We start from the raw sequence: 25,088 nt of genomic DNA on the forward strand, positions 1-25,088 counted from the left end.
AGGGCTGGGCCGGCGGCCAATACGGCATGATGGCCATCCCGCGTATCGGCCATGAAGTTATCGTCTCTTTCCTCGAAGGGGACCCCGACCAACCCATCGTGACCGGTCGCACCTATCACGCCACCAATCGTCCACCTTACGAGTTACCGGCCAACAAGACCCGTACCGTGCTGCGTACCGAAACCCACCAGGGTGAGGGCTTCAACGAGCTGCGCTTCGAAGACCAGGCGGGGCAGGAAGAGATTTACATCCACGGTCAGAAAGATCTGAACGTACTCATCGAAAACGATGCGGCCTGGCACATCAAGCACGACGAGCATCGTGATATCGACAATGAGCGGGTGACTCGCATCAAGGCCAATGATCACCTGACGGTGGAAGGGGAGAAGCGCGACCAGATCAAGGCGGACTATTCGCTGACGGTGGATGCCAGCCTGCATCAGAAGCTAGGGCAGTCCCTGCTGGTAGAGGCGGGCCAAGAGGTGCATATCAAGGTGGGCGACAAGCTGGTGCTGGAAGCCGGGGCTGAAATCACCCTCAAGGGGGGCGGCAGCTTTGTAAAAGTTGACCCGAGTGGCATCAAGCTGGTCGGCCCCGCCATCAAGCTCAATGCCGGCGGCAGCGCAGGTTCAGGCTCCGGCTGGGCGGGTCAGGCCCCCGTTGTACCCAAGGGGGTAGAAGTGGTCAAGGCTCCCGAACTGGTCGAACTCATCATGGCCATCCCCACCGAGAAGGCGATGGAGGCACTCTTGAAAGAAGAGAAGCCTGGCGCGTTCTACCTCTTTTCTGAATAAGGAAACAGCATGAAGTTTGCATTTCCCATCCTCACCGCCAAAGGGGAAGAGTTCAAGGACGTCAAGGCGCTGACATCGCTGATCAATGGCGAGCAGTCGGGTCACTATCTTCTTGGCAACCACAACAAGTGGCATGGCGGTATTCATATCAGCGACAAGAGTGCCCCTTGGTGCATGGATAAGTATCCCGTCAGAGCCATTGCCGATGGCAAGGTGGTGGCATTCCGGATGATGAAGGATTACTTGACCTCGGAATTTCAGGGGGAGTCCCTGCGTTATTCCAACTGTTTCTGCCTGGTACAGCACGAATATTGTGAAATCAATGCAGAGACCAAGGCAAAAAACGAGTTCACCTTCTATTCCCTCTATATGCACCTGCTGCCCTGGGATAAGTACCAAAGTACCGAGAAGCTGGTGCTGAAAAAGGGTTGGAATGCACGCAACTCCGTTCCCCATGCCAGCCCCGGTGCCGAGCAGCAGAGTGCCGATGCCGCCTTGCCGCGCTTCACGCTACCTAAAGATACCGAACTGGAAATTGACAGCAACACGCCTCCTCAAAAGGGGACCGTCGGGGGCAAGGAGTATGATTTCATCAAGGTGATAATCAAGGGCAAGCTGTCCAATACCCAGATGAAAGAGGCCGAAAAGGCGGGCGTATTGGTCAGTGAAGGGAGTTCTGTCTGGATCGCCAATAGCCAGGATGCGGTAGCGTTTATCAAACCCAATCTGCCGACCTGGTTATTTGATCAGATCGAGGCGGAATTGCTGACCAATATGGTTGGTCGTGCAGATCCTGTTTCCAATGGGCCTACAGGCCGTCTGATGGCGGGAGACCGAAGTGTTTCTCTGCCAGCCGGCACCAAGTTGCAGTATGATGCCCACCAACTCGAACTCCATTGGGTAGGCGACAAGGCACGCAAGATGGCGAGATGCAACTATGTGACGCCGAATGTGGGAAATGCGCTAGGTAGCTGTGGTGTCGCCTGGGTGTGCGTCGAGGATGAATTTATCAAGGTGAATGTACGCGCGCCATCCCATCTCGGCGAGTTATATGTGTTGCCATCCCCTGTGGTCATCGCGGCGGGAGAGACCATTGGCTATCTGGGTCTGGTGGAAGCGCCGGGTTCCCTGATAGGGGGCAAGAAGAGCAAGCATCAAGTGCATCTCGAGGTGTTCACTCAGGATCCCAGACTGGACGATGTTTTGGCCAACAAGGCGGGAACAAAAGGTGGCGCTACCTACGCCAAAGTGCCGGCGGGACTTGTCTTGCACGAAAAGAAAAAGCAGGATGGTAAAGATCTCTGGGGGGCGACCGCTGACAAAAGCCTGGAGGCGCTGGTTGAATCACCCAGGCTTGAAAAAGATGCCACCAAGCAGGAGTGGGTCTGTGTCTTGTCAGGAAAGTATGTCAAGAAAGAGCAAGTCGAACTGTTGAGCCAACATGACTGGCTGAAGATCGGTTTTAAAAAGGTCGATGGTTCAGGCTCCGACGGTTATCTGGACCCCGATGCACCGCCTGCATTTTTTACCAATCTGGTAAAAAGTTTTGATACCGATGGCAATGGTGAACTCAGCAGTGAAGAGATACAGGCGGCCCTGCAAAACAGTAGCAATGCAGACCAACTTCACAAGCTTATCGTCAAGCATCCTAGCGAATGGTATGAAAAATCATCAGCCAGCAGTTATCTATGGCTAGATAAACTTATGGCTAAAATTGGCCTGCCCGATTTTGACCAACTGGTTGATCACGAAAAACAGCGTATCGATAAGCTGGAGTGGATGCAGAGTGCATGCGATCTTAATATCGGACCAGATATTTTTCACATATATCCAATGGCTATGTATGGAAAGAAAAAAGATAGATTTGTTGTGCATTATACAAAATATAACTATGCCCTGGGGAAGGCGTTAGATAAACAGATGGCAATACCTTCTAAGTATGCACCTAAGGTTGGTAATAATAAGTTGGCAAGTCGAGATGAAGTGTTGCTTCACCTAACACCAGACGATGATCTGACAAAAGACTCTATTTATCAATTTCTTGATCTATCAAAATATTCAGAAGTTTCAGATGATGAACTTAATAAATTTTTGTTAGGACAAGGAGTTTTAGAAGGTAAAGGATCTGTTTTTAGCTCCGCAGCTAAAAAGTATAACGTTAGTGAGGTGTATCTTGTTTCTCATGCATCACTAGAAACTGGCCGGGGAACATCAAGTTTTGCGCGTGGAAAAGACTTTAATGAAGTTAAAGTTTATAATATGTATGGTATTAATGTTAGGGATGATAAGCCTTCATTAGGTACTGAATATGCTTATAATAATGGTTGGGATTCAATTGATAAGGCAATAGATGGTGGGGCGAAATGGATATCAAATAATTTTGTCAATCACCCTAAATATAAACAAAATACGCTTTATAAAATGCGTTGGAACCCTGAGTCACCGGGCGAGCATCAGTATGCCAGTGATGTTCTTTGGGCTAAACACCAAATACCTAACATGAAGAAAAGATTTGATATTTTCCCTGATGCCATTCTACATGTCGATATTCCTGTCTATGAGGAGTGATTAATGAAAAGTATGTTTTATGTCTTCGTTTTATTGTTTTCGTTTAGTCTGCAGGCGGCATGTGAGAGTGTAAGATTTCATGAAGTGCAGAAGGGGGATGGGGTTGTTTACGATGTGTCAAATATTGTGGTGACATCGAAGGGTAGAACTTTTTTTTATGACATTCCTCTTGATAAATGTAAGTCAAAAAAATTCATTGTTAATGGTGATAAGGCAATATCATATGCATCATATAATGGATTTCAATATGTTAATTATCTAGATAGAAAAGGTGAAGTTCATACAGGGTGGGTTGAGTCAGCTCGTATCACCAAAAGAGAAACACTACCTGAATCTTTAAATATTAGAAGAAGTGACTTTGCTATACATTTCAATGGTTATGATATAAAAGCTGGTGGTGGTTACAGTGAAATTACAGGGGCTTTTAATGGTCTCACTGAAATAGATAGTGGAAATGATTTTGTAGATGTATTTAAAAACATTAATGGCATAGATTATAAGTTTTACCCTCATGATTTTGGTTTCATATATATAGAGTCATCAAACCTTAACTATAATAAGTTAGAAAGAGATTTTGATGATTATAGTATAACTAAAATTATCCTTAAAAGAGATGCGGGGTTTAGTAGTAGAGGGATCTATGTGGGAAGTAAGATGCTTGATGTCGTAAAAGTATATGGTGTGCCTGTTTCCAAGAAAGATGGTGCTTTTATTTATATAAGTGATAACTACATGATGAAATTTTTTGGTTCTGAAGTAGTCAATGAAATAGAGATATCTATCAATCCAATGTAAAAACCTATAATTAGTATGTGTGTACAGATCTAGTTATCACCTGACACCGGCCTCAAACCGGTGTCTTGTTTACGCTACTTTAGTGCGCACTTCTTTCGATATCAATTTCAGATCCTTCTTGAAGATGCTGTAAGGAGTCTGCCCTTCCATCATCCTGCTCTAATGTGGCCGCTGGGTGTTGTAGTGCTCAAGGTTGCTGTCCAGGTCTGTCTGCATCTGCCCCACTGACTCATACCAAGTTGTCCTCCCCTTGATACGGAAGTGTTCATCGAGCAAGGTTCGATGCAGCCGCTCGATAGGCCCGTTGCTCTGCGGTCTGCGCACCTTGGTTGTCCGGTGCTCAATCTCCTCCAGGTGCAGTAACAGCTCATAGGGATGATGGTCAGGGTGCCAGTAGAACCCACGACAGCTGTCTGACAGGATGGTATAGACCCGCGCCTCGTGAGCCTCAAAGAACTGCAGTACCGTTTCGTTGAGCACATGGACTGAGGTGACTGGCAGCTTGCTGGTGTAGAGCCGTCCCCAGGCGTGGCGGCTGTAGCAGTCCAGCACGGTGTGCAGATACACCTTGCCAACCCCTTGAGCTTGCTGATAAAGAACGTGTCGACCGTCACCAGTTCCTCGATGTAGTGGATTTCTAGCTGGCGTTCTCGAAACTACGGACTGAAGTGCTCAAGCAGGTGAATTTGCTCATCGTTAAGCCCAATCGCCTATTCTCGATGGTTTATGCGAGGTGTAACAAGCGGTTGAGTTTAGAGAGCAAATGCACGCCACAGAAACCGCCAGCACCAACGCTGATGCCTTTTAGGGTGAGTACCTGTGAGCCCCGTTGCGGACATTTTTACAGGCAACCGTCAGCACACAAGGAGGGAGTTTATTTCTACTGGATTTAAATAGATAGGATTGGGTGTTTTTGAAAGGAGGAAATGGGGTGGCTGATGGGGCTCGAACCCACGACAACCGGAATCACAATCCGGGACTCTACCAACTGAGCTACAGCCACCACTGAAAATTTCCATTAATACTAACCATCCCGGGGAGAGAAGATTCATTAATGGTGCGCCCTGCAGGATTCGAACCTGCGACCCACGGCTTAGAAGGCCGTTGCTCTATCCGACTGAGCTAAGGGCGCTCTGTATCGATCAGCCAAGCTGGCTCATCGATGAACTTGGTCGGTGATAAAGGATTCGAACCTTTGACCCTCTGGTCCCAAACCAGATGCGCTACCGGGCTGCGCTAATCACCGAAAATTTCTTGTCCAGCATACCGATAGCGGCGGTACTGGGCAACGGGCGGGCATCATACCCAAGCGGGAAAGGCAGCGTCAACGTATTTTTCCGCTAGTAAATTCAAGTGCCTACTTATTGCCCGCCCAGCGAGCGCTGCTAACACCCGCGCCAAAAAAATGCGACAATGCGCGGCAGTTGAACACATGGTGAGTGAAGAACGATGTCTGCCAAAATCATTGATGGAAAACAGGTTGCGCAAACGATTCGCAATCAGGTCGCAGCGCAAGTCCAACAGCGGTTGGCACAAGGGAAACGGGCGCCAGGTCTGGCGGTGATCCTGGTCGGAGTGGATCCGGCATCTCAGGTCTATGTCGGCAGCAAGCGCCGCGCCTGTGAAGAGGTGGGGTTTATCTCCCGCTCTTACGATCTGAGCGCGACGGCGAGCCAGGAAGAGCTGCTGGCTCTGATCGATCGGCTCAATGATGATGCGGACGTAGACGGTATTCTGGTGCAACTGCCGCTGCCTGCCCATTGTGATACGACTCAGGTGCTGGAGCGTATTCGCCCTGACAAGGACGTGGATGGCTTCCACCCGTACAACGTGGGCCGTCTGGCGCAACGTATTCCGGCGCTGCGCCCCTGTACGCCCAAGGGCATCATGACGCTGATTGAGGCTACGGGTGTCAAGACACACGGCCTGCATGCGGTAGTGGTCGGGGCATCCAATATTGTGGGGCGCCCGATGACGCTGGAGCTGCTGCTGGCCGGTTGTACCACGACCACTTGTCACCGCTTCACTCAGGATCTGGAAGATCAGGTGCGTCGCGCCGACTTGCTGGTCGTGGCCGTGGGCAAACCGAACTTCATTCCGGGGGAGTGGATCAAGCCGGGGGCCCTGGTGATCGACGTGGGCATCAATCGTCTGGCCGACGGTTCTCTGGTGGGGGATGTGGAGTTCGAGACGGCGCGTAATCACGCCTCCTTCATCACACCGGTTCCGGGGGGGGTTGGTCCCATGACGGTGGCTAGCCTGATGGAAAACACTCTGAGTGCCTGCCAGGACTACCACGACCAAGCCCTGTGATGGTCGATGAAGCCCACGTCTGACGGGCTTCACGCTCGCAATCGCGCAGCGCAATAAAAAACCCGGCGACCTTGCGGTTAGCCGGGTTTTTTATTTATCCAGTTCGACTCTTACATGTTCTGTGCTTCGTTTGGCACGATGACAGAGGCGTGATTTCCTTTCGGCCCCTGCTGCAGTTCGAAGTTGACTGCCTGACCTGCTTTCAAGGTCTTGTAACCTTCCATTTGTATCGTGGAGTAGTGGGCGAAGATATCTTCACCACCCCCTTCCGGACAGATAAACCCAAATCCTTTTGCGTTGTTAAACCACTTGACTGTTCCGGTTGCCATACATCTACATCCTTTTATTGATTACCCTGAAGTCGTTGAGTAACCTGCGCCAGCCCTTTATAACTAGTAGCATAAGCCCATAGCAGACGGGCGCCGATTAGCAAGTAACCAATCTAGTCTAACTTTTGAGCGAGTCAAGGAGTTGTTAACAACTGATGTGATCTGGTTAACAAGTCTATTGACAATCTTGTGTTAGACGGTAGTAATCTAGAGGTACCGAAGCGCGATTATGAGCAAGCAGAAAGAACTCTTTGCTAATGAAGAGATTGCACAAGCAGAGAAAACGAAGCTGCAACCGCCACCCATGTACAAGGTCGTCCTCAACAACGACGACTACACACCGATGGAGTTTGTGGTGGAGGTGCTGCAAAAGTTCTTTGGCATGGATTTGGACAAGGCCACCCAGGTGATGCTGAGTGTGCATTATAGTGGTAAGGGAGTCTGTGGCACGTTCACCGCCGAGATTGCCGAAACCAAAGTGGTCCAGGTCAACACCTATTCACGTAACAACGAACATCCACTGCTGTGTACCATGGAAAAGGCTTGAATCTGATGACTTGATGGCGATGACGACACCACATTGTTGCTGTACTGAGGGGAGGTGCCTATGTTGAATAAAGATCTAGAAAAGACGCTGAACGAGGCTTTCAAACTGGCCCGTGACGAGCGCCACGAATTCATGACCGTCGAGCACCTGTTGTTAGCCCTGTTGGATAACAGCTCAGCCCATGAGGCGCTGAGTTCATGTGGTGCTGATGTGGAACTGATGCGCAAAGAGATTAGCGCATTCATCAGTCAAACAACCCCGCTGATTCCCCGCGATGATGAAGACAGAGAAACCCAACCAACGCTTGGTTTCCAACGGGTGCTGCAGCGTGCCGTGTTCCATGTCCAGTCTTCTGGCAATACCGAAGTCAGCGGCGCCAACGTGTTGGTCGCCATCTTCAGCGAGCAGGAGTCCCAGGCTGCTTATTTCCTGAAGAAAGCCGAGATCAGCCGGCTGGATGTGGTCAATTTCCTCTCCCACGGGGTGCGTAAAGACAGCAAGCCGGATAACAGCGGTAACAACGCCGAGTCTGATGACGATGTCTCTGCCGCCCAGATTGAGAGCTTTGCGACCAACCTGAACCAGCTGGTGCTGGAGGGGCGTATCGACCCGCTCATCGGCCGCGATCAGGAGCTGAGCCGCACCATCCAGGTACTGTGCCGTCGCCGCAAGAACAACCCGCTGTTGGTGGGTGAGGCTGGCGTAGGCAAGACCGCCATCGCTGAGGGGCTGGCCTATCGCATCGTCAAGGGGGATGTACCCGAGGTGATTGCCGGCAGCACCATCTACTCACTCGACATGGGCTCCCTGCTGGCGGGCACCAAATACCGTGGTGACTTCGAGAAGCGCCTCAAGGTGCTGCTCAAACAGATTGAGCGTCAGGAAGGGGCCATTCTGTTCATCGACGAGATCCACACCATCATAGGGGCCGGGGCCGCCTCAGGTGGCCAGCTGGATGCGGCCAACCTCATCAAGCCGTTGCTCTCCAATGGTTTGCTGCGCTGTGTCGGGTCGACGACTTACCAGGAGTATTCCCAGATCTTCGAGAAAGACCGCGCGCTGGCCCGTCGCTTCCAGAAGATCGATATCGTCGAGCCGAGTGTGGATGACACCACTCGCATCCTGATGGGGCTCAAGAGTCGTTACGAATCGCACCACGGCGTGCGTTACACCGTCAAGGCGATCCGGGCTGCGGTCGAGCTGTCGGCCAAGTACATCAATGACCGTCATCTGCCTGACAAGGCCATCGATGTGATCGACGAGGCGGGGGCAGGGCAGCGTCTGCTGCCGGTGAGCAAGCGCAAGAAAGTGATCAATGTGCCGGAAATCGAAGCCATAGTTGCCAAGATAGCCCGCATCCCGGAGAAGTCAGTCTCTTCCTCCGACAAGGAAGTACTGAAGAACCTGGAGCGCAACCTCAAGATGGTGGTGTTTGGCCAGGACAAGGCAATCTCTGTGCTGACCGACTCCATCCGCCTGTCACGCTCGGGCCTTGGCAATGAACGTCGTCCTGTGGGTTGCTTCCTGTTTGCCGGCCCGACCGGGGTGGGCAAGACAGAGGTCACCCAGCAGCTTGGCAAGGCACTCGGGGTGGAAGTACTGCGTTTCGACATGTCCGAGTACATGGAGCGACACACGGTCTCACGTTTGATTGGTGCCCCTCCCGGTTATGTCGGCTTTGAACAGGGCGGCTTGCTGACCGACTCAGTGCTCAAGCATCCGCACTCAGTGGTGCTGCTGGACGAGATCGAGAAGGCGCACCCTGATGTGTTCAACCTGCTGCTGCAGGTGATGGACAACGGGACCCTGACGGATAACAACGGGCGCAAGGCGGATTTTCGCAACGTGATCCTGGTGATGACCACCAACGCCGGCGTGCAGGAGACCCAGCGCAAGTCCATCGGCTTCCAGCAACAGGACATGAGCCACGATGCCATGGCGGTGATCAACAAGACGTTCAGCCCGGAATTCCGCAACCGGCTCGATCACACCATCTGGTTCAACCATCTGGACATGACGGTGATCCATCAGGTGGTCGACAAGTTCATTGTCGAGTTGCAGGTACAACTGGATGCCAAGGGCGTGTCTCTTGAAGTGTCCGAGGGTGTCCGCCACTGGTTGGCCGAGAAGGGATATGACAGGGCCATGGGAGCCAGACCCATGGGACGGGTCATCCAGGAACACCTCAAGAAACCCTTGGCCAATGAGATCCTGTTCGGATCACTGGTTGATGGGGGGGTAGTGAAGGTTGAGTTGGTAAATGACAGCCTCAGCTTTGATTTTCAGGTCAATATTGAAGCTGTCTCCCACTAGGCGCCATAGTTAGAAAGCGACAAAAAACCCCAACCGAGAGGTTGGGGTTTTTTGCTGAATTCCTGGCTTAGCGAGAGCGGAAAACAATACGTCCCTTGGAGAGATCGTACGGAGTCAGAGCTACCGTTACTTTGTCCCCAGTCAGGATACGGATGTAGTTTTTGCGCATCTTGCCGGAAATATGAGCGATAACCACGTGACCATTTTCCAGTTCCACTCGGAACATGGTATTGGGCAGGGTTTCGAGAATGGTGCCCTGCATCTCAATACTGTCTTCTTTAGCCATTGAATCCTCTTGATAAGCCACAACAAAAATCCGCTGGATCATGCCGGATTTAAGGCTATGTGTAAAGTTTACTCGGGCTTGGTGTCGATATTTTTCCATTCCCCCTGGATCAGGCGCTCGTGGGGCAGGTATTGGCGCTTGTAATTCATCTTGCGACACTCCTCCACCAGATAGCCGAGATACAACCAGGTACGACCCGTACGTCTGGCCAGTTCCAACTGACTCAGGATGGCGAAGGTGCCGAGGGAGCGATCGGCATGGGTCGGATCGAAGAAGGTATACATGGCACTCATGCTGTGGGGCAGCAGATCCGTGGTGGCGACCCCGATCAAGCGGTTGTCCTTGCGCATCTCCAGATAGAGGGGCGGCATCCAGTCACAGTGCAAAAAGCCCTTGTACTGGGTTCGGCTGGGGGGATACATGCTGCCATCATGGTGGCGCTCGCGAATGTAGCGCTCGTAGAGCTGATAATATTCGGGTTTGTCGTCGTAGCTGAGCACCAGTTCCAGGTCCTGATTCAACTGGCGGATCCGCTTCTGGCTGCGGCTCGGCACGAAACGCTCGCTGTGGATGCGCAGGGACTGGCAGGCACTGCAGGCGGGGCAGTGAGGTCGATAGATGTCGTTGCCGCTGCGCCGAAATCCCGCCGTCAGCAGCCGCTCATAGCCGCTGGCATTGAGCAGGTTGTGGTCCATCAATACCAGCAGTTGCTCCTGCTCATGGCCCAGATAGCTGCATTGATGCTTGGGGGTCAGCCCTACCTTGAGGATCACTTCTTCTGTCATAGGCTGATGCTCCCCGGTTGCCAGCAGCTCTCCGCCAATGGCTGTCGGCTCAGTTGGGCCAGGGCCGTCAAGAAGGTGGCCCTCGGCCATTCCTGGATCCCCATGGTGGCCAGGAAGTCATTTTGCATCTGGCAGTCTATCAGCGCGCCGCCATGGCGGGCGAAGTGCTGACAGAGCGCCATCATGGCCAGTTTGGCGCCGTTGTCGATGCGACTGAACATGGACTCGCCACAGAAGAGGCGGCCGAGGGAGAGACCATAGAGACCGGCTTGCAGCTGGCCATCCTGCCAGATCTCGACTGAGTGGGCATGGCCAAGGCGGTGAAGTTGTCGATAGGCGTCGATCATGGGCGTGCTTATCCAGGTTCCACTGGCACTGCGACGGGGGGCGGCGCAGGCCGCTATTACCTCATTAAAGGCGCGATTGATGGAAATATCGAATGAGGTACGGCGGATAAATTTGTGCAGGCTGCGATTGACGTGCAACTGTTCCGGAATGATGACCCCTCTGGGATCCGGTGACCACCACAACAGCGGCTGGTGGGGCTCATTCCACGGGAAGATCCCCTTGTGGTAAGCTGCCAGCAATCGGTCAGGGGAGAGATCCCCCCCGATCGCCAGCAGGCCGTTGGGTTCTTCCAAGGCGTGCTCGGGGTCGGGAAACCAGCACAGCGCATCATCCAATTGGGTAAGATAGCGAGACATAAGGCGAAGAGGTTCACAGATGAAGGCCATTATCCTGATAGTATCCAGCTTGTTCTGCTTTGTCACTGCGCCCGCCTGGGCCCAGGTCTACGAGCGCAACACGGCGCGGCCCGTGGATCAGGTGGTGTTTGGCCAGGTCGAGACGGTGCGCAACATCACCCAGCGTCAGATCCTGGAGTCCGAGCACTCCGGCTGGAAAACCCTGGGGGGCGCCGTATTGGGCGGCTTGCTTGGCAACCAGTTTGGCGGCGGCCACGGCCGTGAAATAGCCACCGCCGTCGGCGCGCTGGCCGGGGCGGCTGCGGCGCAGCAGTATCAGTCTGGCGGCACTTTGGTGGAGAACAAGCTGGTGGAGCTGCTCATTCGCAACGAGCAGAACGGGCTCATCAATGTCATTCAGGATTATGATCCGGCCATGGTATTCATGAACGGCGACAAGGTGCGCATCCTCTATTTCAACGATGGGGTGCGGGTCGACAAGACCTATTGAGTGGAACCAGGAAAGAAGTAGGGGGAGAGGGGGAGCAACCCGACGACATCCACAGTGAGGATCCGTCGGGCGGTACTACACGGTGCTCATCTGCCGAGGTCTGCTCAGGCCGATGAGTCCTGAGACACTATCTTGTCGCGACCAGTGTTCTTCGCCTGATAGAGCAGGCGATCCGCCTCGCTCAGTGCCTCGTCCATGGAGACGCGCCCGACCTTGATCACCCCGAAACTGGCGCGAGCAAACAGCGGGATCTCCCGTGACAACGGCTGTTGACGCAGTTGCTGGCGCAGCCCCTCCAGCCGCTTGAGCAGCACAGGTACGGTGCAATGGGGCACCATCAGGGCAAACTCCTCGCCGCCAAAACGGGCGATCATGGCATCGGGGAAGAACTGGGTGAGCAACCGGGTCAGGTGACAAAGCAGCTGATCGCCGATGGCATGACCCCAGTGATCGTTGACCTGCTTGAAGTGATCCACATCGAGCACGCAGAGGGCGATCGGCGTCTCCTGGCGCTGATGATCCTCAAACCACTTCTGTCCCTCATTGAACCAGTAGCGCCGGTTATAGAGTCCGGTCAGGTAGTCGCGGTTGGCCGACTCCTGAATGCTGTTGAACTGCTCAAGGGCTTCCAGGTTGTGGCTGACCCGGCACTGCAACTCTTCCGGTTCAAACGGCTGGTTGAGAAAGTCGTTGGCGCCCTGTTTGAGGTAGCGGGCGGAGAGGCCGCGCTTGTCCGACACAGAGATCCCTATGATGGCGAGCTGCTGCTTGCTGTAGCGCTCCCGCAGCATGCGCACCAGGCTGATGCCGTCGATCTCCGGCATGTAGTAGTCGACCAGTACCAGCCGGATGGCCGGGTTCTGTTCAAGCTGGGCCAGGGCATCGCGGGCATGGCTCGCCTCATGTACCTGCAGCAACTGCTTGCGCAGCTGGGCCATGGTGCGATGACGGGAGGTGCGTGAATCATCGACCACCAAGACCTCAATTTTCTGATTGAGATAGAGGCGATGCACAAGACTGACCGCGTATTGCAGTGAGTGGCGCGAATCCTTCATCACGTAATCCAGCACCCCGGCCTCCAGCCAGGCTTCCCGCTTGTCTTCGCTGATGTCGGCGGTAAGGATCACCACCGGCAGGCCCAGTTCCAGCAGCACCTTGACGGCTTCCCCGCTGGGGGCATCCGGCAGGGTGAGATCGACCAGGGCCACCACATACTCTTCCCCCTGGCAATGACGGGCGCCCTCCAGGGTATCGAACGCATCGATTTCCAGACCGGTTTGCTGTGCTATGGCCTGGATCAACATGCGGCGGATCGTCAGACTGTCTTCGACAATCAATATTTTCTGTTTCATCCGGCTCCTTAAAATAAAAAGGCATGCCTCACGGCATGCCTTTTATATCCCTTGCGCTTATTGCGCGTCCAGATATCGCTCGGCGTCGAGGGCCGCCATGCAGCCGGTGCCGGCAGAGGTGATGGCCTGACGATAGGTGTGGTCGGCCACATCCCCGGCGGCAAAGACCCCTTCGATGCTGGTCTGGGTGGCAAAGCCGTCCAGTCCGCCGCGTACCTTCAGGTAGCCGTTTTGCATCGCCAGCTGACCATCGAAGATCTGGGTGTTGGGCTGGTGACCGATGGCGATGAAGACCCCCATCAGCGGCAGCTCTGAGGTGGTCTCATCCCGGGTGCTGCGCAGACGCACGCCGGTCACGCCCATCTGATCGCCCAGCACTTCGTCCAGGGTCTGGTGGGTGTGCAGCACTATGTTGCCGCTCGCTACCTTGTCGTGCAGACGCTTGATCAGGATCTTCTCGGCGCGGAACTCGTCGCGGCGGTGAATGAGGTGCACCTTCTTGGCGATGTTGGCCAGATAGAGCGCCTCTTCCACGGCCGTGTTGCCGCCGCCGATCACGGCCACTTCCTGGTTGCGATAGAAGAAGCCGTCACAGGTGGCGCAGGCGGAGACGCCGCGGCCCTTGAAGGCCTCTTCGGAAGGCAGCCCCAGATACTTGGCGGAGGCACCGGTGGCGATGATCAGCGCATCACAGGTGTACTCGGCGCTGTCGCCCTTGAGGCGGAACGGACGCTGGGTCAGTTCCACTTCATTGATGTGATCAAACAGGATGCGGGTGTCGAACTTCTCCGCATGCTCTTTCATGCGATCCATCAGGGCCGGACCTGTCAGCCCCTCGGGATCACCGGGCCAGTTTTCCACTTCGGTGGTGGTGGTTAGCTGACCGCCTTGCTGCATGCCGGTGATGAGCAGGGGATTGAGGTTGGCGCGGGCCGCATAGACGGCGGCGGTGTAACCGGCCGGGCCTGATCCCAGGATCAGCAGTTTGCTGTGAGTGACTTGGCTCATGATGTGATTTCCGAGACGTGATGAGTTTGCGCGATTGTAGGTAATTCGAGATCCGGGGTCAAAGGCCAGTGAGTCGATTGTGGCAATCGACCGTCGGTGCGGGTTGGCGTGCATTCGGGCATAAAAAAACCGCCCATCGCGGGCGGATTCTGACTCATCGACTCCCCGGGCGGGGCGGCGATCAGTGCAACAGGGTCAGCGGATCTGTGCAGGCCAGGCCATGGGCCTCGGCCACCTCTTTGCAGGTGACGTGACCCGCCATGATGTTGAGTCCGTGGCGCAGGTGGGCATCCTTGAGCAGTGCCTCCCGATAGCCTTGCTCCGCCAGCTTGATGATGAAGGGGAGGGTGGCGTTGTTGAGGGCCACGGTTGAGGTGCGGGCTACCGCCCCCGGCATGTTGGCGACACAGTAGTGCACCACTTCGTTGACCAGGTAGGTGGGATCTTCATGGGTGGTCGGGTGGGAGGTCTCCACGCAGCCGCCCTGATCGATGGCCACATCGACGATGGCAGAACCCGGTTTCATGCGGGCAATGTGGTCACGGCTGACAAGTTTTGGCGCAGTGGCGCCGGGCACCAGCACGCCACCGATGACCAGATCCGCCGCCAGCAGATGGCGCTCCAGGGTCTCGCGGTTGGAGTAGACCACCTTGGCGGCTCCCTGGAACTCGCTGTCGAGGCGGCGCAGGGTGTCGACATTGTTGTCGAGTATGGTCACATCGGCACGCAGGCCAATGGCCATGCGGGCTGCGTTCGAACCCACCATGCCACCCCCTATGATCACCACCTTGGCCGGCTCGACCCCGGGTACGCCGCCGAGCAGCATGCCGCTCCCGCCACGGGATTTTTCCAGCGCCTGGGCGCCCGCCTGAATAGACATGCGTCCGGCCACTTCCGACATGGGGGCCAGCAGGGGCAGGCCGCCACGGCCGTCGGTGACGGTTTCGTAGGCGATGCAGATGGCTCCGCTCTTGATCAGCTCCAGGGTCTGGGGCAGATCGGGCGCCAGATGCAGGTAGGTAAAGAGGGTCTGGCCCGGGCGCAGCATGGCGCGTTCGACGGCCTGGGGCTCCTTCACCTTGACGATCATCTCGGCTTTGGCGAAAACCTCTGCGGCGGAGGCCAAAATTTCGGCACCGGCAGCGCGATAATCTGCATCACCGAAGCCAATGCCGTTTCCGGCGCCGCTTTGGACGAAAACAGTATGGTTTCGTGCTGTTAGTTCACGTACACTGGCCGGAACCATGCCTACGCGATATTCATGGTTTTTTATTTCTTTAGGTACACCGATAATCATGCTATCCCTCGTCTATCGATTGGTGTTTTCTGTTGCAGAAATGTTAAGCAACATTTGCGCCTAGTATATTCAGGTATTGACAGGATTTGTGACCATAATTATAAAATGACTGGTGATTCTTACCAAAAAATAGCCAAAGGATGGAATAAAATGATGGAAGCTAAGAGTCGGCTAAAGGATTTGGACAGGATTGACCGCAACATTCTGAATGAGCTGCAAAAGGATGGCAGGATTTCGAACGTTGAGTTGTCCAAACGAGTTGGCCTGAGTCCTACACCGTGTCTGGAACGGGTTCGTCGCCTCGAGCGACAAGGTTATATCGAGGGATATGCCGCTATTCTGAACCCTCATTATCTGGACGCGTCTCTGCTGGTGTTCGTGGAAATTACCCTCAATCGCGGTGCACCGGATGTGTTTGAACAGTTCAACAAGGCTGTTCAGGTGCTCGAAGAGATCCAGGAGTGCCATCTGGTCTCCGGCGATTTCGACTATCTGCTCAAGACCCGCGTCAGCGACATGTCGGCCTATCGTCGCCTGCTGGGGGAAACCCTGCTGCGACTGCCCGGTGTCAATGACACCCGCACCTACGTGGTGATGGAAGAGGTCAAACAGAGCAGTCGTCTGGTGATCAGCACCCGTTGAGTTGGGTTATGCTGTGGCTTGCCAGGCTTATGACAAGTCACGACAGTCAGAAACGAGCGGCCGGTCCGCTCGTTTCTTCTTATCGCGTTGGTTGTGAATATGGCCCAGCCCATCAGGCACTGGCTGACAATCGGTGGGCTTTTCAGGGATACTAGGCCCCCTTATCCCCTGCATTACATGTTTTCAGAAAGGAGCCGGAGTTTGGCCGATAAAAAGCTGTTTACTCCTTTATCAGGTACACAACGGATCTTCGAAGCCGTCTTGATCGCCATCACCCTGATGGCTGCCTATCTCTTGCTTGCCCTGTTGTCCTATCACCCGGCCGATCCCGGTTGGTCCCAGACCTCCTGGCAAGGGGAGGTGAAGAACCTCGCCGGTAGCGCGGGGGCCTGGCTCGCCGACATCACCATGTTCACCTTCGGGGCCTTCTCCTATCTGGTTCCCCCCCTGGTCGTCCTGCTGGGCTGGAGCCTGTTCTGGCGTCCGAGCCGGCTGCTGGACGTGGACTACCTTACCCTGTCGGTACGGATAGTGGGTTTCGTGCTGACCGTGCTCGGCATGTCCGCCATCGCCAGCATGAACTTCAACGACATGCAGAATTTTTCCGCCGGCGGCCTGGTGGGGGATGTGATCTCCTCCGCCGTGGTGCCGCTGTTTGGCGGCGTCGGGGCCAACCTGATGCTGCTCTGCTTCGTGGCCACCGGTATCACACTGTTCACCGGCTGGTCCTGGCTCACCATAGTCGAGCGGATCGGTGCTACCTGCACTGGCTCGGTCAGCGCGGTTTACCACTTCCCCAGCACCCTGGGTCGCTGGTTGACCGGCGGCTGGCGCCAGCCCCGTTTTGAGGGACCGGATCCCCTGCTGGAAGGGGGCCTGGGTGCCATCGAGCTGGAAGAAGATGAAGAGGACGATCCTCACACCAGCTGGACCCGCAATCCCAAGGGCAAGGCGGGCAAGGGCCAGAAGGCCAAGTCCGATGAGTGGCTGCCCGAGCTCGATGACGACACCTTCCAGTTCGATCCACAATTTGATGATGAAGACGACGAGCCGGCGCCCGTGGCCAAGCCCAAGCGCGCCGCTGCTGCCACTGCCCGTCGCCAGCCGGCCCTGACTACGGCCGATGACGAGGATGAAGAGTTCGATCTGCCCTGGGCCGAGGGTGACGATGACGTGGCCGCACCGGTCGCTGTTGCGCCGAGCAAGCCCAAGCGTCGTCCACAGCTAGGCATGGCGCCCTTGCCGAGCCTGGAGCTGCTGGACAGGCCGCCTGCCAAGACCCAGATGATGAGCAAGGACGAGCTGGACCGCATGGGCCGTCTGGTGGAGGCAAAACTCGCCGACTACAACGTGCAGGCCAAGGTGGTCGGTGTCTATCCGGGCCCCGTCATCACTCGTTTCGAACTGGATCTGGCGCCGGGCATGAAGGCGAGCAAGATCACCAACCTGTCGCGCGATCTGGCTCGCTCTCTGTCGGCCAGCAGCGTGCGAGTGGTGGAAGTGATCCCGGGCAAGACCTTCGTCGGCATCGAGCTGCCCAACCGGGTGCGCCAGACCGTCTACCTGCGCGAGACCCTCGACTGCGAGGCCTTCCGTGACAGTCGCAACCCGCTCACCATGGGCCTGGGCCAGGACATAGCCGGCGAGCCGGTGGTGGTGAATCTGGCCAAGATGCCGCACCTGCTGGTGGCCGGTACCACAGGCTCGGGCAAGTCGGTGGGGGTGAACACCATGATCATCTCCATGCTCTACAAGTCATCGCCGGACGATCTGCGTTTCATCATGATCGACCCCAAGATGCTGGAACTCTCGGTCTACGAAGGGATCCCCCATCTGCTGACCGAGGTGGTCACCGACATGAAGGATGCCGCCAACGCGCTGCGCTGGTGCGTGGGCGAGATGGAGCGTCGCTACAAGCTGATGTCGGCGGTCGGGGTGCGTAACCTCAAGGGTTACAACGACAAGGTGCTGGCCGCGGCTGCCGAGGGCGAGCCCCTGCGGGATCCGCTGTGGCGTCCGGGTGACTCCATGGATCAGATGCCGCCGGAGCTGGAAAAACTGCCCCACATAGTGGTTGTGGTGGACGAATTTGCCGACATGATGATGATCGTCGGCAAGAAGGTGGAGGAGCTGATCGCCCGGATCGCCCAGAAGGCGCGGGCCGCCGGTATTCACCTCATTCTGGCGACACAGCGACCCTCGGTGGACGTGATCACCGGCCTCATCAAGGCCAATATTCCGACCCGCATCTCGTTCCAGGTGTCGAGCAAGATCGACTCGCGCACCATTCTGGATCAGGGCGGTGCCGAATCCCTGCTTGGCATGGGCGACATGCTCTATATGCCGGCCGGTACCTCCAACCCGACCCGGGTGCACGGCGCCTTCGTCGATGACCACGAGGTGCACAAGGTGGTGGCGGACTGGAAACTGCGCGGCGAGCCGAACTACATAGAGGAGATCCTCTCCGGCGAGTCGGGCGGCGAGGGTGGCAGCGGCGAATTTGGCGGGGGCGGCGATGAAGAGCTGGATCCCCTGTTCGACGAGGCGGTGGCCTTCGTGGTGGAGTCCCGCCGTGGTTCCACTTCCAGCGTGCAGCGCAAGTTCAAGATTGGTTACAACCGGGCCGCTCGTCTCATCGAGCAGATGGAAAACCAGGGCATCGTCAGTTCGCCAGGTGGCAATGGTCAGCGCGACGTGCTGGCACCGCCCCCGGTACGAGACTAAGCCTCATCCCACTATCCTGGCCATGCCCTCAGCGGCGTGGCCTTTTATCGAGATCGTCGTTATGAAAAGCATGATGAAAAAACAACTGTTGATGGGAACCGTACTGCTGGTCGCCAGCAGCCAGGTGTGGGCCGATGCGGCCAGCGACCTCAAGCAGAAGCTGGCGGGTGTCAGCCTCTTCTCCGCCAAGTTTGCCCAGACCGTCTATGACAGCAAGGGCAAGGAGCTGCAAAAGGCTGGCGGCGACCTGCTGGTGCAGCGCCCCAATCGCTTCAACTGGCACACCACCTCGCCGGACGAGAGCCTGATCGTGGCCGATGGCAAGGACGTCTGGGTCTACGATCCCTTCGTCGAGCAGGTGACCGCCCTCAAACTCAAGGATGCGGTGCTCAACACCCCCTTCATCCTGATCGCCGGCAACGACGACAAGTTCTGGAAAAACTATGACGTGACCCAGCAAGGTGACGTCTATACCGTCACCAGCCGCAACAAGGATGAGCTGATCGCCTCCTTCCGCGTCACCTTCGATCGCGACAACAACATCAGCCGCTTCGATGTGAAAGAGGCCCAGGGGCAGTGGAGCGAATTCACCCTGAGCAGCTTCAACCGCAAGCCGGTGCTCAAGGGCAATGAGTTTGTGTTCAAGATCCCGAAGGGGGTCGAGCTGGACGACCAGCGCTGATGAGCAATCTCTCTTTGGATGTCTCGTCGGGCCGTCTCCTGCTGGCGACCCCTATGACGCAGGATGGTCAATGCAGATGAGCAACTTGTCGCTGGATTTCTCGTCGGATTTTCGCCCGCTGGCGGCCCGGATGCGGCCGCAAAACCTCGACCAGTACATAGGTCAGCAGCATATCCTGGGGCCTGACAAGCCCCTGCGCAAAGCCATCCTGGCCGGCCACTGCCACTCGATGATTTTGTGGGGCCCGCCCGGTACCGGCAAAACTACCCTGGCCGAGCTGATGGCGCACTACTGCCAGGCCGAGGTGGAGCGCCTCTCTGCGGTCACCTCCGGCATCAAGGAGATCCGCGCCGCCATCGACAAGGCGAAGGAGAACAGCTGGCGCGGGGTGCGCACCATCCTCTTCGTGGATGAGGTACACCGCTTCAACAAGAGCCAGCAGGATGTGTTCCTGCCTCACATCGAAGACGGCACCATCACCTTCATCGGCGCCACCACCGAAAACCCCTCGTTCGAACTCAACAACGCACTGCTCTCCCGGGCCCGTGTCTATCTGCTCAAGCGGCTGGAAGAGGAGGACATACTCGCCATGATCGATCAGGCGATGCAGGATCCGCGCGGTCTCAATGATCCGACCCTGGCCTTCGCCCCGGGGGTGAAGGCGGCGCTGGCCAAAGCCGTGGATGGGGACGGGCGCAAATCCCTCAACTATCTGGAGCTGTTGGCCGACATGGCCGAAGCCGACGGGGCAGGGAAGCGCATCATCGACAGCGCCCTGCTCGCCGCCGTGGTGGGGGAGCATGTGGCGCGCTTCGACAAGGGGGGCGATCACTTCTACGACCTCATCTCGGCGGTGCACAAATCGATTCGCGGCTCAGCCCCCGATGCGGCCCTCTACTGGTACGCCCGCATGGTGAGCGCCGGTTGCGATCCCTTGTATATCGCCCGTCGCTTGCTGGCCATCGCCTCGGAAGACGTGGGCAATGCCGATCCGCGGGCCATGCAGGTGGCGCTGTCGGCCTGGGATTGCTTTCATCGCATCGGCCCGGCCGAAGGGGAGCGCGCCATCGCCCAGGCCATCGTCTACCTCGCCTGCGCCCCCAAGAGCAATGCGGTCTACACCGCCTGGAAGGCGGCGCTCAACGATGCCAAAAACCTGCCCGATTTCGAGGTGCCGCCGCACCTTCGCAACGCCCCCACCAAGCTGATGAGCGAGCTGGGCTATGGCGCCGAGTATCGCTATGCCCACGACGAGCCGGGCGCCTATGCCGCCGGCGAGGCGTATTTGCCGCCGGAATTGGCGGGCAAGCAGTACTACCAGCCCACGGATCGCGGTCTTGAGAAGCAGATAGCCCAGAAGCTTGACTACCTCCATGAGCTGGACCGGCAGAGCCCGCAACAAAGGGGCAAGTAGCAGGCCGTCGCCTGCGCCCTCGACCAGCCCTGTCAGTTGACCTGTGGCCCCTGAATGCACTTGTTCAAATGAGGCAGTTCAGGTACCGGTTTGCCGCTGTGGTCAGGAATGGGGAGTGAGGGAGTATCCCGAGCCTTGCCGACCGGCAAGGTCCGTGAAAACGACACAAATAGTCCCTGTTCGGGCGGGGGGGCGGTCTGATACACTGGCCCTCTGACCCCGCTTGTCTCGGCCTTGCGCCATCTTCTTGATTTCGAAGGCCTGTTTTTGAAGGCTCGATCCTGAAGACGATAGGGGTGCGCCAACCGATGTTAACTTCCGGATCTGTTCTCTTGCCCGGTCATGATGACCCAGGCCCAGATCCCATTTTAAAAAAGTAGGTAAACCATGCTGGATCCCAAATATCTGCGTAGCGAGATTGACGAAGCTGCCGCTCGTCTGGCGACACGTGGCTACGTTCTGGACGTAGCGGCTGTCAATGCTCTGGAAGAGAAACGCAAGGATCTGCAGTCCCGTACCCAGGAGCTGCAGGCCGAGCGCAACGCCCGCTCCAAGTCCATCGGTGAGGCTGCCCGTCGTGGTGAAGATGTGGCCCCGCTCAAGGCCGAGGTGACCAAGATCAACGACGAGCTTGAAACCAGCAAGGTTGAGCTCGAGGCGCTGCTGCGCGATCTCAAATCCATCTCCGACGCCATCCCCAACCTGCCGAGCGAGACCACGCCGGTGGGCCGCGACGAGAACGACAACGTGATCGTTCGCCGCTGGGGTACCCCGCGCGTGTTCGACTTCCCGGTGCGCGATCACATCGATCTGGGTGAAGCGGCCAAGGGCGTGGACTTCAAGAACGGCGTCAAGCTGTCCGGTGCCCGCTTCGTGGTGATGAAGGGCCAGATTGCCCGTCTGCACCGCGCCCTGGCGCAGTTCATGCTGGACCTGCACACACTGCAGCACGGCTACACCGAATGCTATGTGCCTTATCTGGTGAACCCGGACAGCCTGTACGGTACAGGTCAGCTGCCGAAATTCTCCGAAGACCTGTTCAACACCGGCATCGAGGGTGAAGGGGAAGAAGAGGGCAAGCTGCGCAAGTTCTCCCTGATCCCGACCTCCGAAGTGCCGCTCACCAACATGGCCCGCGACGAGATCTTCGACGAGCAGGAGCTGCCCATCAAGATGACGGCCCACAGCCCCTGCTTCCGTTCCGAAGCCGGTTCTTATGGTCGTGACACCCGCGGTCTCATCCGCATGCACCAGTTCGACAAGGTCGAGATGGTGCAGCTGGTTCACCCGGAAAAATCCTGGGATGCGCTGGAAGAGATGGCCGGTCACGCCGAGAAGGTGCTGCAACTGCTGGAGCTGCCATATCGCGTGATGGCGCTGGCCACCGGTGACATGGGCTTCTGCGCCGCCAAGACCTACGATCTGGAAGTCTGGCTGCCGGCCCAGAACACCTACCGCGAGATCTCCTCCGTCTCCAACTGCACCGATTTCCAGGCGCGCCGCATGCAGGCTCGCGTACGTATCGACGGCAAGCCCCAGCTGCTGCACACCCTGAACGGCTCCGGCCTGGCCGTGGGTCGCACCCTGGTAGCCGTGATGGAGAACTACCAGCAGGAGGATGGCCGCATCGCCATCCCGGCTGCGCTGCAATCCTACATGGGTGGCCTGACCCACATAGGTTAAGCACACTCGCATCAACACAACGCCATGGCCATGCCATGGCGTTGTGCGTTTGGGCGCCAAATCCTCGTGCTGGCGCCGAAATAAGTGCTTCATCCGGCCCCCGGCTGAACATTTAACACATTTTTATCAAGCATTGCGCAATCGTTTTTGTTAGACTGCGCCGCAATTTCGCAGGACACTTTTTCCTATGGTCTGGATTGATTACGCCATCATCGGCATCGTCGGTTTCTCCGCCCTCATCAGCCTGGTGCGCGGCTTCGTCAAGGAAGCCATGTCGCTCGTCACCTGGTTTATCGCCTTCTTCATCGCAAGCCATTTCTATCCCGATCTCGCCATCTACTTCACCTCGTTCAGCGACCCTCTGGTGCGCAACGGCCTGGCCATCGCAGCCCTGTTTGTGGCGACCCTGATCCTGGGCGGCGTGGTGAACTACGTGGTGGGTCTGCTGGTGGAAAAGACCGGCCTGTCAGGAACGGATCGGGTGCTCGGCATCTGCTTCGGCGCCATTCGCGGGGTACTGATCGTCAGTGCCCTGCTGTTTTTTATGGATACCTTCACCAGCCTCTCCCAGAGCGACTGGTGGGTGGCGTCCAAACTGGTTCCCGAGTTCAAACCGGTGATCCAGTGGTTTTTCGGGTTCATGTTGAACTCGTCCAGTTTTCTTAAACAGGTATAGTGACTTCGAGGTAGCAAAGACATGTGTGGTATTGTCGGTATAGTTGGCACCACCCCCGTCAATCAGGCCCTCTACGACGCCTTGACGGTGTTGCAGCACAGGGGACAGGATGCCGCCGGGATCGTGACCATAGAGAGTGGAAACTTCCGGCAACGCAAGGCCAACGGCCTGGTGAAGGACGTGTTTGAAGTGCGCCACATGCAGCGTCTGCAAGGGAACATCGGCATAGGTCATGTCAGATATCCCACCGCAGGCAGCTCAAGTGCCGCTGAAGCCCAACCTTTTTACGTGAACTCCCCCTACGGCATGGTGCTGGCCCACAACGGCAACCTCACCAACGCCAAGGAGCTCAAGGAGCAGCAGTTCAAGGTGGCCCGTCGCCACATCAACACCACCTCGGATTCCGAAGTGCTGCTGAACGTGCTGGCCCACGAACTGGATCTGTGCGACAAGATGGCGCTGCGGCCGGAAGACATCTTCTCGGCGGTGCGCAAGGTGCACCAGCAGATCCGCGGTGCCTATGCCGTGGTCTCGCTGGTGATAGGTCACGGTCTCATCGGCTTTCGCGATCCCAACGGCATTCGCCCGCTGATCCTGGGTCGTCGGGCCGATGAGCAGGGCCAGGTGGAGTACATGCTCGCCTCCGAGAGCGTGGCGCTGGACGCCATAGGTTTCGAGACGGTGCGTGACGTCGCCCCCGGTGAAGCCATCTACATCACAGAGCAGGGCCAGCTCTTCTCCGAGCAGTGTGCGGAAAACCCGCAGATGAGCTCCTGCATCTTCGAATACGTCTACTTCGCCCGTCCCGATTCGTGCATCGACAAGGTTTCCGTCTACGCCGCCCGCCTCAACATGGGTCGCAAGCTGGGCCGGAAGATTGCGCGTGAGTGGGAAGATCTCGACGTGGATGTGGTCATCCCCATCCCGGAGACCTCCTGTGACGTGGCGCTGGAGATAGCTCACACCCTCGACCTTCCTTACCGTCAGGGCTTCGTGAAGAACCGCTACATAGGCCGTACCTTCATCATGCCGGGCCAGACCCAGCGCAAGAAGTCGGTGCGTCGCAAGCTCAATGCCATCAGCTCCGAATTCAAGGGCAAGAAGGTGTTGCTGGTGGATGACTCCATAGTGCGCGGCACCACCTCGGAGCAGATCATCCAGATGGCCCGTGAGGCAGGGGCGGCCAAGGTCTACTTCGCCTCGGCGGCACCGGAAATTCGTTTCCCCAACGTCTACGGCATCGACATGCCCACCGCCAACGAGCTGATCGCCCACGGTCGGGAAGTGGAAGAGGTGTGCAAGCTGATCGGTGCCGATGGCCTGATTTTCCAGGATCTGGAAGATCTGGAAGAGGCGGTGCGGGAGATCAACCCCGAGCTGCGTCACTTCGAGACCTCGGTGTTCAACGGTCACTACGTCACCTCGGATGTGGATCAATCCTATCTGGACCACCTCAATGCCCTGCGCAGCGACGACAACAAGGCGGTGCGTGAGTGGCAGGAAGGTACCAGCAATCTGGAAATTTTTAACGAAGGCAGTTAAACGTTTTCGCTTGATATGACAGATATGAGATGGGGGCCCCGGCCCCCATTGTCGTGTCCGGGCGACGGGACAGGGCTGTTATCTGCTTTAAAAATAGTCACTTATACCGCCGGGTGTGGGCAGTGGCGGCGGGATCCGCTAGCA

Annotated in this window: 21 protein-coding genes, 3 tRNA genes and 1 pseudogene; 14 read left to right on the forward strand and 11 right to left on the reverse strand. The window is 56.7% G+C overall.

Going from position 1 to position 25,088, the window contains the following annotated elements; genetic code table 11:
• The 3 genes from AACW87_RS18765 to AACW87_RS18775 all read left to right on the forward strand — a co-directional run.
• A partial coding sequence (locus AACW87_RS18765) for a type VI secretion system Vgr family protein (RefSeq protein ID WP_241325803.1) occupies positions 1–794 on the forward strand: 794 nt, incomplete at its 5' end.
• 9 nt (positions 795–803) lie between these two features.
• Complete coding sequence (locus AACW87_RS18770; RefSeq protein WP_241325804.1) at positions 804–3,362, forward strand: N-acetylglucosaminidase; 2,559 nt, start codon at positions 804–806, stop codon at positions 3,360–3,362.
• A gap of 3 nt (positions 3,363–3,365) precedes the next feature.
• Positions 3,366–4,157: a hypothetical protein gene (locus tag AACW87_RS18775; RefSeq protein ID WP_241325805.1), complete on the forward strand. Its 792-nt coding sequence runs from the start codon at positions 3,366–3,368 to the stop codon at positions 4,155–4,157.
• A gap of 69 nt (positions 4,158–4,226) precedes the next feature.
• Here the strand turns inward: AACW87_RS18775 and AACW87_RS18780 are convergent.
• The 4 genes and pseudogenes from AACW87_RS18780 to AACW87_RS18795 all read right to left on the reverse strand — a co-directional run.
• Positions 4,227–4,992 (reverse strand): annotated as a pseudogene (locus AACW87_RS18780) (integrase core domain-containing protein); the annotation flags it as partial.
• A 92-nt stretch (positions 4,993–5,084) separates the two neighbouring features.
• Positions 5,085–5,160 (reverse strand) — tRNA-His (locus tag AACW87_RS18785).
• A 52-nt stretch (positions 5,161–5,212) separates the two neighbouring features.
• Positions 5,213–5,289, reverse strand: a tRNA-Arg gene (locus tag AACW87_RS18790).
• A gap of 37 nt (positions 5,290–5,326) precedes the next feature.
• Positions 5,327–5,403, reverse strand: a tRNA-Pro gene (locus AACW87_RS18795).
• A gap of 203 nt (positions 5,404–5,606) precedes the next feature.
• Here AACW87_RS18795 and folD point away from each other — a divergent pair.
• A complete protein-coding gene (gene folD / locus AACW87_RS18800; RefSeq protein ID WP_043556841.1) occupies positions 5,607–6,470 on the forward strand; it encodes a bifunctional methylenetetrahydrofolate dehydrogenase/methenyltetrahydrofolate cyclohydrolase FolD in 864 nt (287 codons plus the stop codon).
• Between the two features lie 110 nt (positions 6,471–6,580).
• On the opposite strand, the gene cspD is transcribed toward folD, so the two are convergent.
• On the reverse strand, positions 6,581–6,799 hold the full coding sequence (gene cspD, locus AACW87_RS18805) for a cold shock-like protein CspD (RefSeq protein WP_005300025.1): 219 nt from the start codon (positions 6,797–6,799) through the stop codon (positions 6,581–6,583).
• 229 nt (positions 6,800–7,028) lie between these two features.
• Between cspD and clpS the strand changes: the two genes are divergently transcribed.
• Entirely contained in the window at positions 7,029–7,346 is a 318-nt protein-coding gene (gene clpS / locus AACW87_RS18810; protein WP_005310725.1) for an ATP-dependent Clp protease adapter ClpS, read from the forward strand.
• 60 nt (positions 7,347–7,406) lie between these two features.
• Positions 7,407–9,659 (forward strand): ATP-dependent Clp protease ATP-binding subunit ClpA, encoded by a 2,253-nt coding sequence (gene clpA, locus AACW87_RS18815; protein ID WP_043556842.1) that lies wholly within the window; start codon positions 7,407–7,409, stop codon positions 9,657–9,659.
• Positions 9,660–9,726: 67 nt separating this feature from the next.
• Here clpA and infA read toward each other — a convergent pair whose 3' ends face one another.
• The 3 genes from infA to aat form a co-directional block, all read right to left on the reverse strand.
• Entirely contained in the window at positions 9,727–9,945 is a 219-nt protein-coding gene (infA, locus tag AACW87_RS18820) for a translation initiation factor IF-1 (RefSeq protein WP_005300033.1), read from the reverse strand.
• Between the two features lie 68 nt (positions 9,946–10,013).
• Entirely contained in the window at positions 10,014–10,730 is a 717-nt protein-coding gene (locus AACW87_RS18825) for an arginyltransferase (RefSeq protein WP_241325806.1), read from the reverse strand.
• The gene (aat, locus tag AACW87_RS18830; RefSeq protein WP_241325807.1) at positions 10,727–11,434 is read right to left on the reverse strand and encodes a leucyl/phenylalanyl-tRNA--protein transferase; all 708 of its coding nucleotides are present in this window, start codon (positions 11,432–11,434) and stop codon (positions 10,727–10,729) included. The genes AACW87_RS18825 and aat overlap by 4 nt, the downstream gene beginning before the upstream one ends.
• Before the next feature lie 19 nt (positions 11,435–11,453).
• Between aat and AACW87_RS18835 the strand changes: the two genes are divergently transcribed.
• Positions 11,454–11,924, forward strand: a complete 471-nt coding sequence (locus AACW87_RS18835; RefSeq protein WP_241325808.1) for an outer membrane lipoprotein — start codon at positions 11,454–11,456, stop codon at positions 11,922–11,924.
• Between the two features lie 104 nt (positions 11,925–12,028).
• Here AACW87_RS18835 and AACW87_RS18840 read toward each other — a convergent pair whose 3' ends face one another.
• The 3 genes from AACW87_RS18840 to ald form a co-directional block, all read right to left on the reverse strand.
• Positions 12,029–13,276: a diguanylate cyclase gene (locus AACW87_RS18840; RefSeq protein ID WP_241325809.1), complete on the reverse strand. Its 1,248-nt coding sequence runs from the start codon at positions 13,274–13,276 to the stop codon at positions 12,029–12,031.
• A 57-nt stretch (positions 13,277–13,333) separates the two neighbouring features.
• Complete coding sequence (trxB, locus tag AACW87_RS18845; RefSeq protein WP_043135959.1) at positions 13,334–14,284, reverse strand: thioredoxin-disulfide reductase; 951 nt, start codon at positions 14,282–14,284, stop codon at positions 13,334–13,336.
• 181 nt (positions 14,285–14,465) lie between these two features.
• Positions 14,466–15,581, reverse strand: coding sequence for an alanine dehydrogenase (gene ald / locus AACW87_RS18850; protein WP_241325810.1), 1,116 nt, complete (start codon positions 15,579–15,581; stop codon positions 14,466–14,468).
• Between the two features lie 150 nt (positions 15,582–15,731).
• Here ald and lrp point away from each other — a divergent pair, with 150 nt between their 5' ends.
• From lrp to purF, 7 genes are all read left to right on the forward strand, one after another.
• Complete coding sequence (gene lrp / locus AACW87_RS18855; RefSeq protein WP_005300047.1) at positions 15,732–16,223, forward strand: leucine-responsive transcriptional regulator Lrp; 492 nt, start codon at positions 15,732–15,734, stop codon at positions 16,221–16,223.
• Between the two features lie 201 nt (positions 16,224–16,424).
• On the forward strand, positions 16,425–18,947 hold the full coding sequence (locus AACW87_RS18860) for a DNA translocase FtsK (protein ID WP_241325811.1): 2,523 nt from the start codon (positions 16,425–16,427) through the stop codon (positions 18,945–18,947).
• A gap of 73 nt (positions 18,948–19,020) precedes the next feature.
• Entirely contained in the window at positions 19,021–19,629 is a 609-nt protein-coding gene (gene lolA, locus AACW87_RS18865) for an outer membrane lipoprotein chaperone LolA (RefSeq protein WP_043556901.1), read from the forward strand.
• Positions 19,630–19,699: 70 nt separating this feature from the next.
• Entirely contained in the window at positions 19,700–21,043 is a 1,344-nt protein-coding gene (locus tag AACW87_RS18870) for a replication-associated recombination protein A (RefSeq protein ID WP_277606825.1), read from the forward strand.
• 387 nt (positions 21,044–21,430) lie between these two features.
• Positions 21,431–22,726, forward strand: a complete 1,296-nt coding sequence (gene serS, locus AACW87_RS18875; protein ID WP_241325812.1) for a serine--tRNA ligase — start codon at positions 21,431–21,433, stop codon at positions 22,724–22,726.
• A gap of 187 nt (positions 22,727–22,913) precedes the next feature.
• Positions 22,914–23,402 carry a CvpA family protein gene (locus AACW87_RS18880; RefSeq protein WP_042869859.1) on the forward strand — a complete coding sequence of 163 codons (489 nt, stop codon included), beginning with the start codon at positions 22,914–22,916 and terminating at the stop codon, positions 23,400–23,402.
• A 21-nt stretch (positions 23,403–23,423) separates the two neighbouring features.
• Positions 23,424–24,944: an amidophosphoribosyltransferase gene (gene purF, locus AACW87_RS18885; protein ID WP_042869861.1), complete on the forward strand. Its 1,521-nt coding sequence runs from the start codon at positions 23,424–23,426 to the stop codon at positions 24,942–24,944.
• The last annotated feature ends 144 nt before the right edge of the window (positions 24,945–25,088 follow it).

It is taken from the genome of Aeromonas sp. MR7 (genome assembly GCF_963899385.1).
Classification (GTDB): domain Bacteria; phylum Pseudomonadota; class Gammaproteobacteria; order Enterobacterales; family Aeromonadaceae; genus Aeromonas; species Aeromonas bestiarum.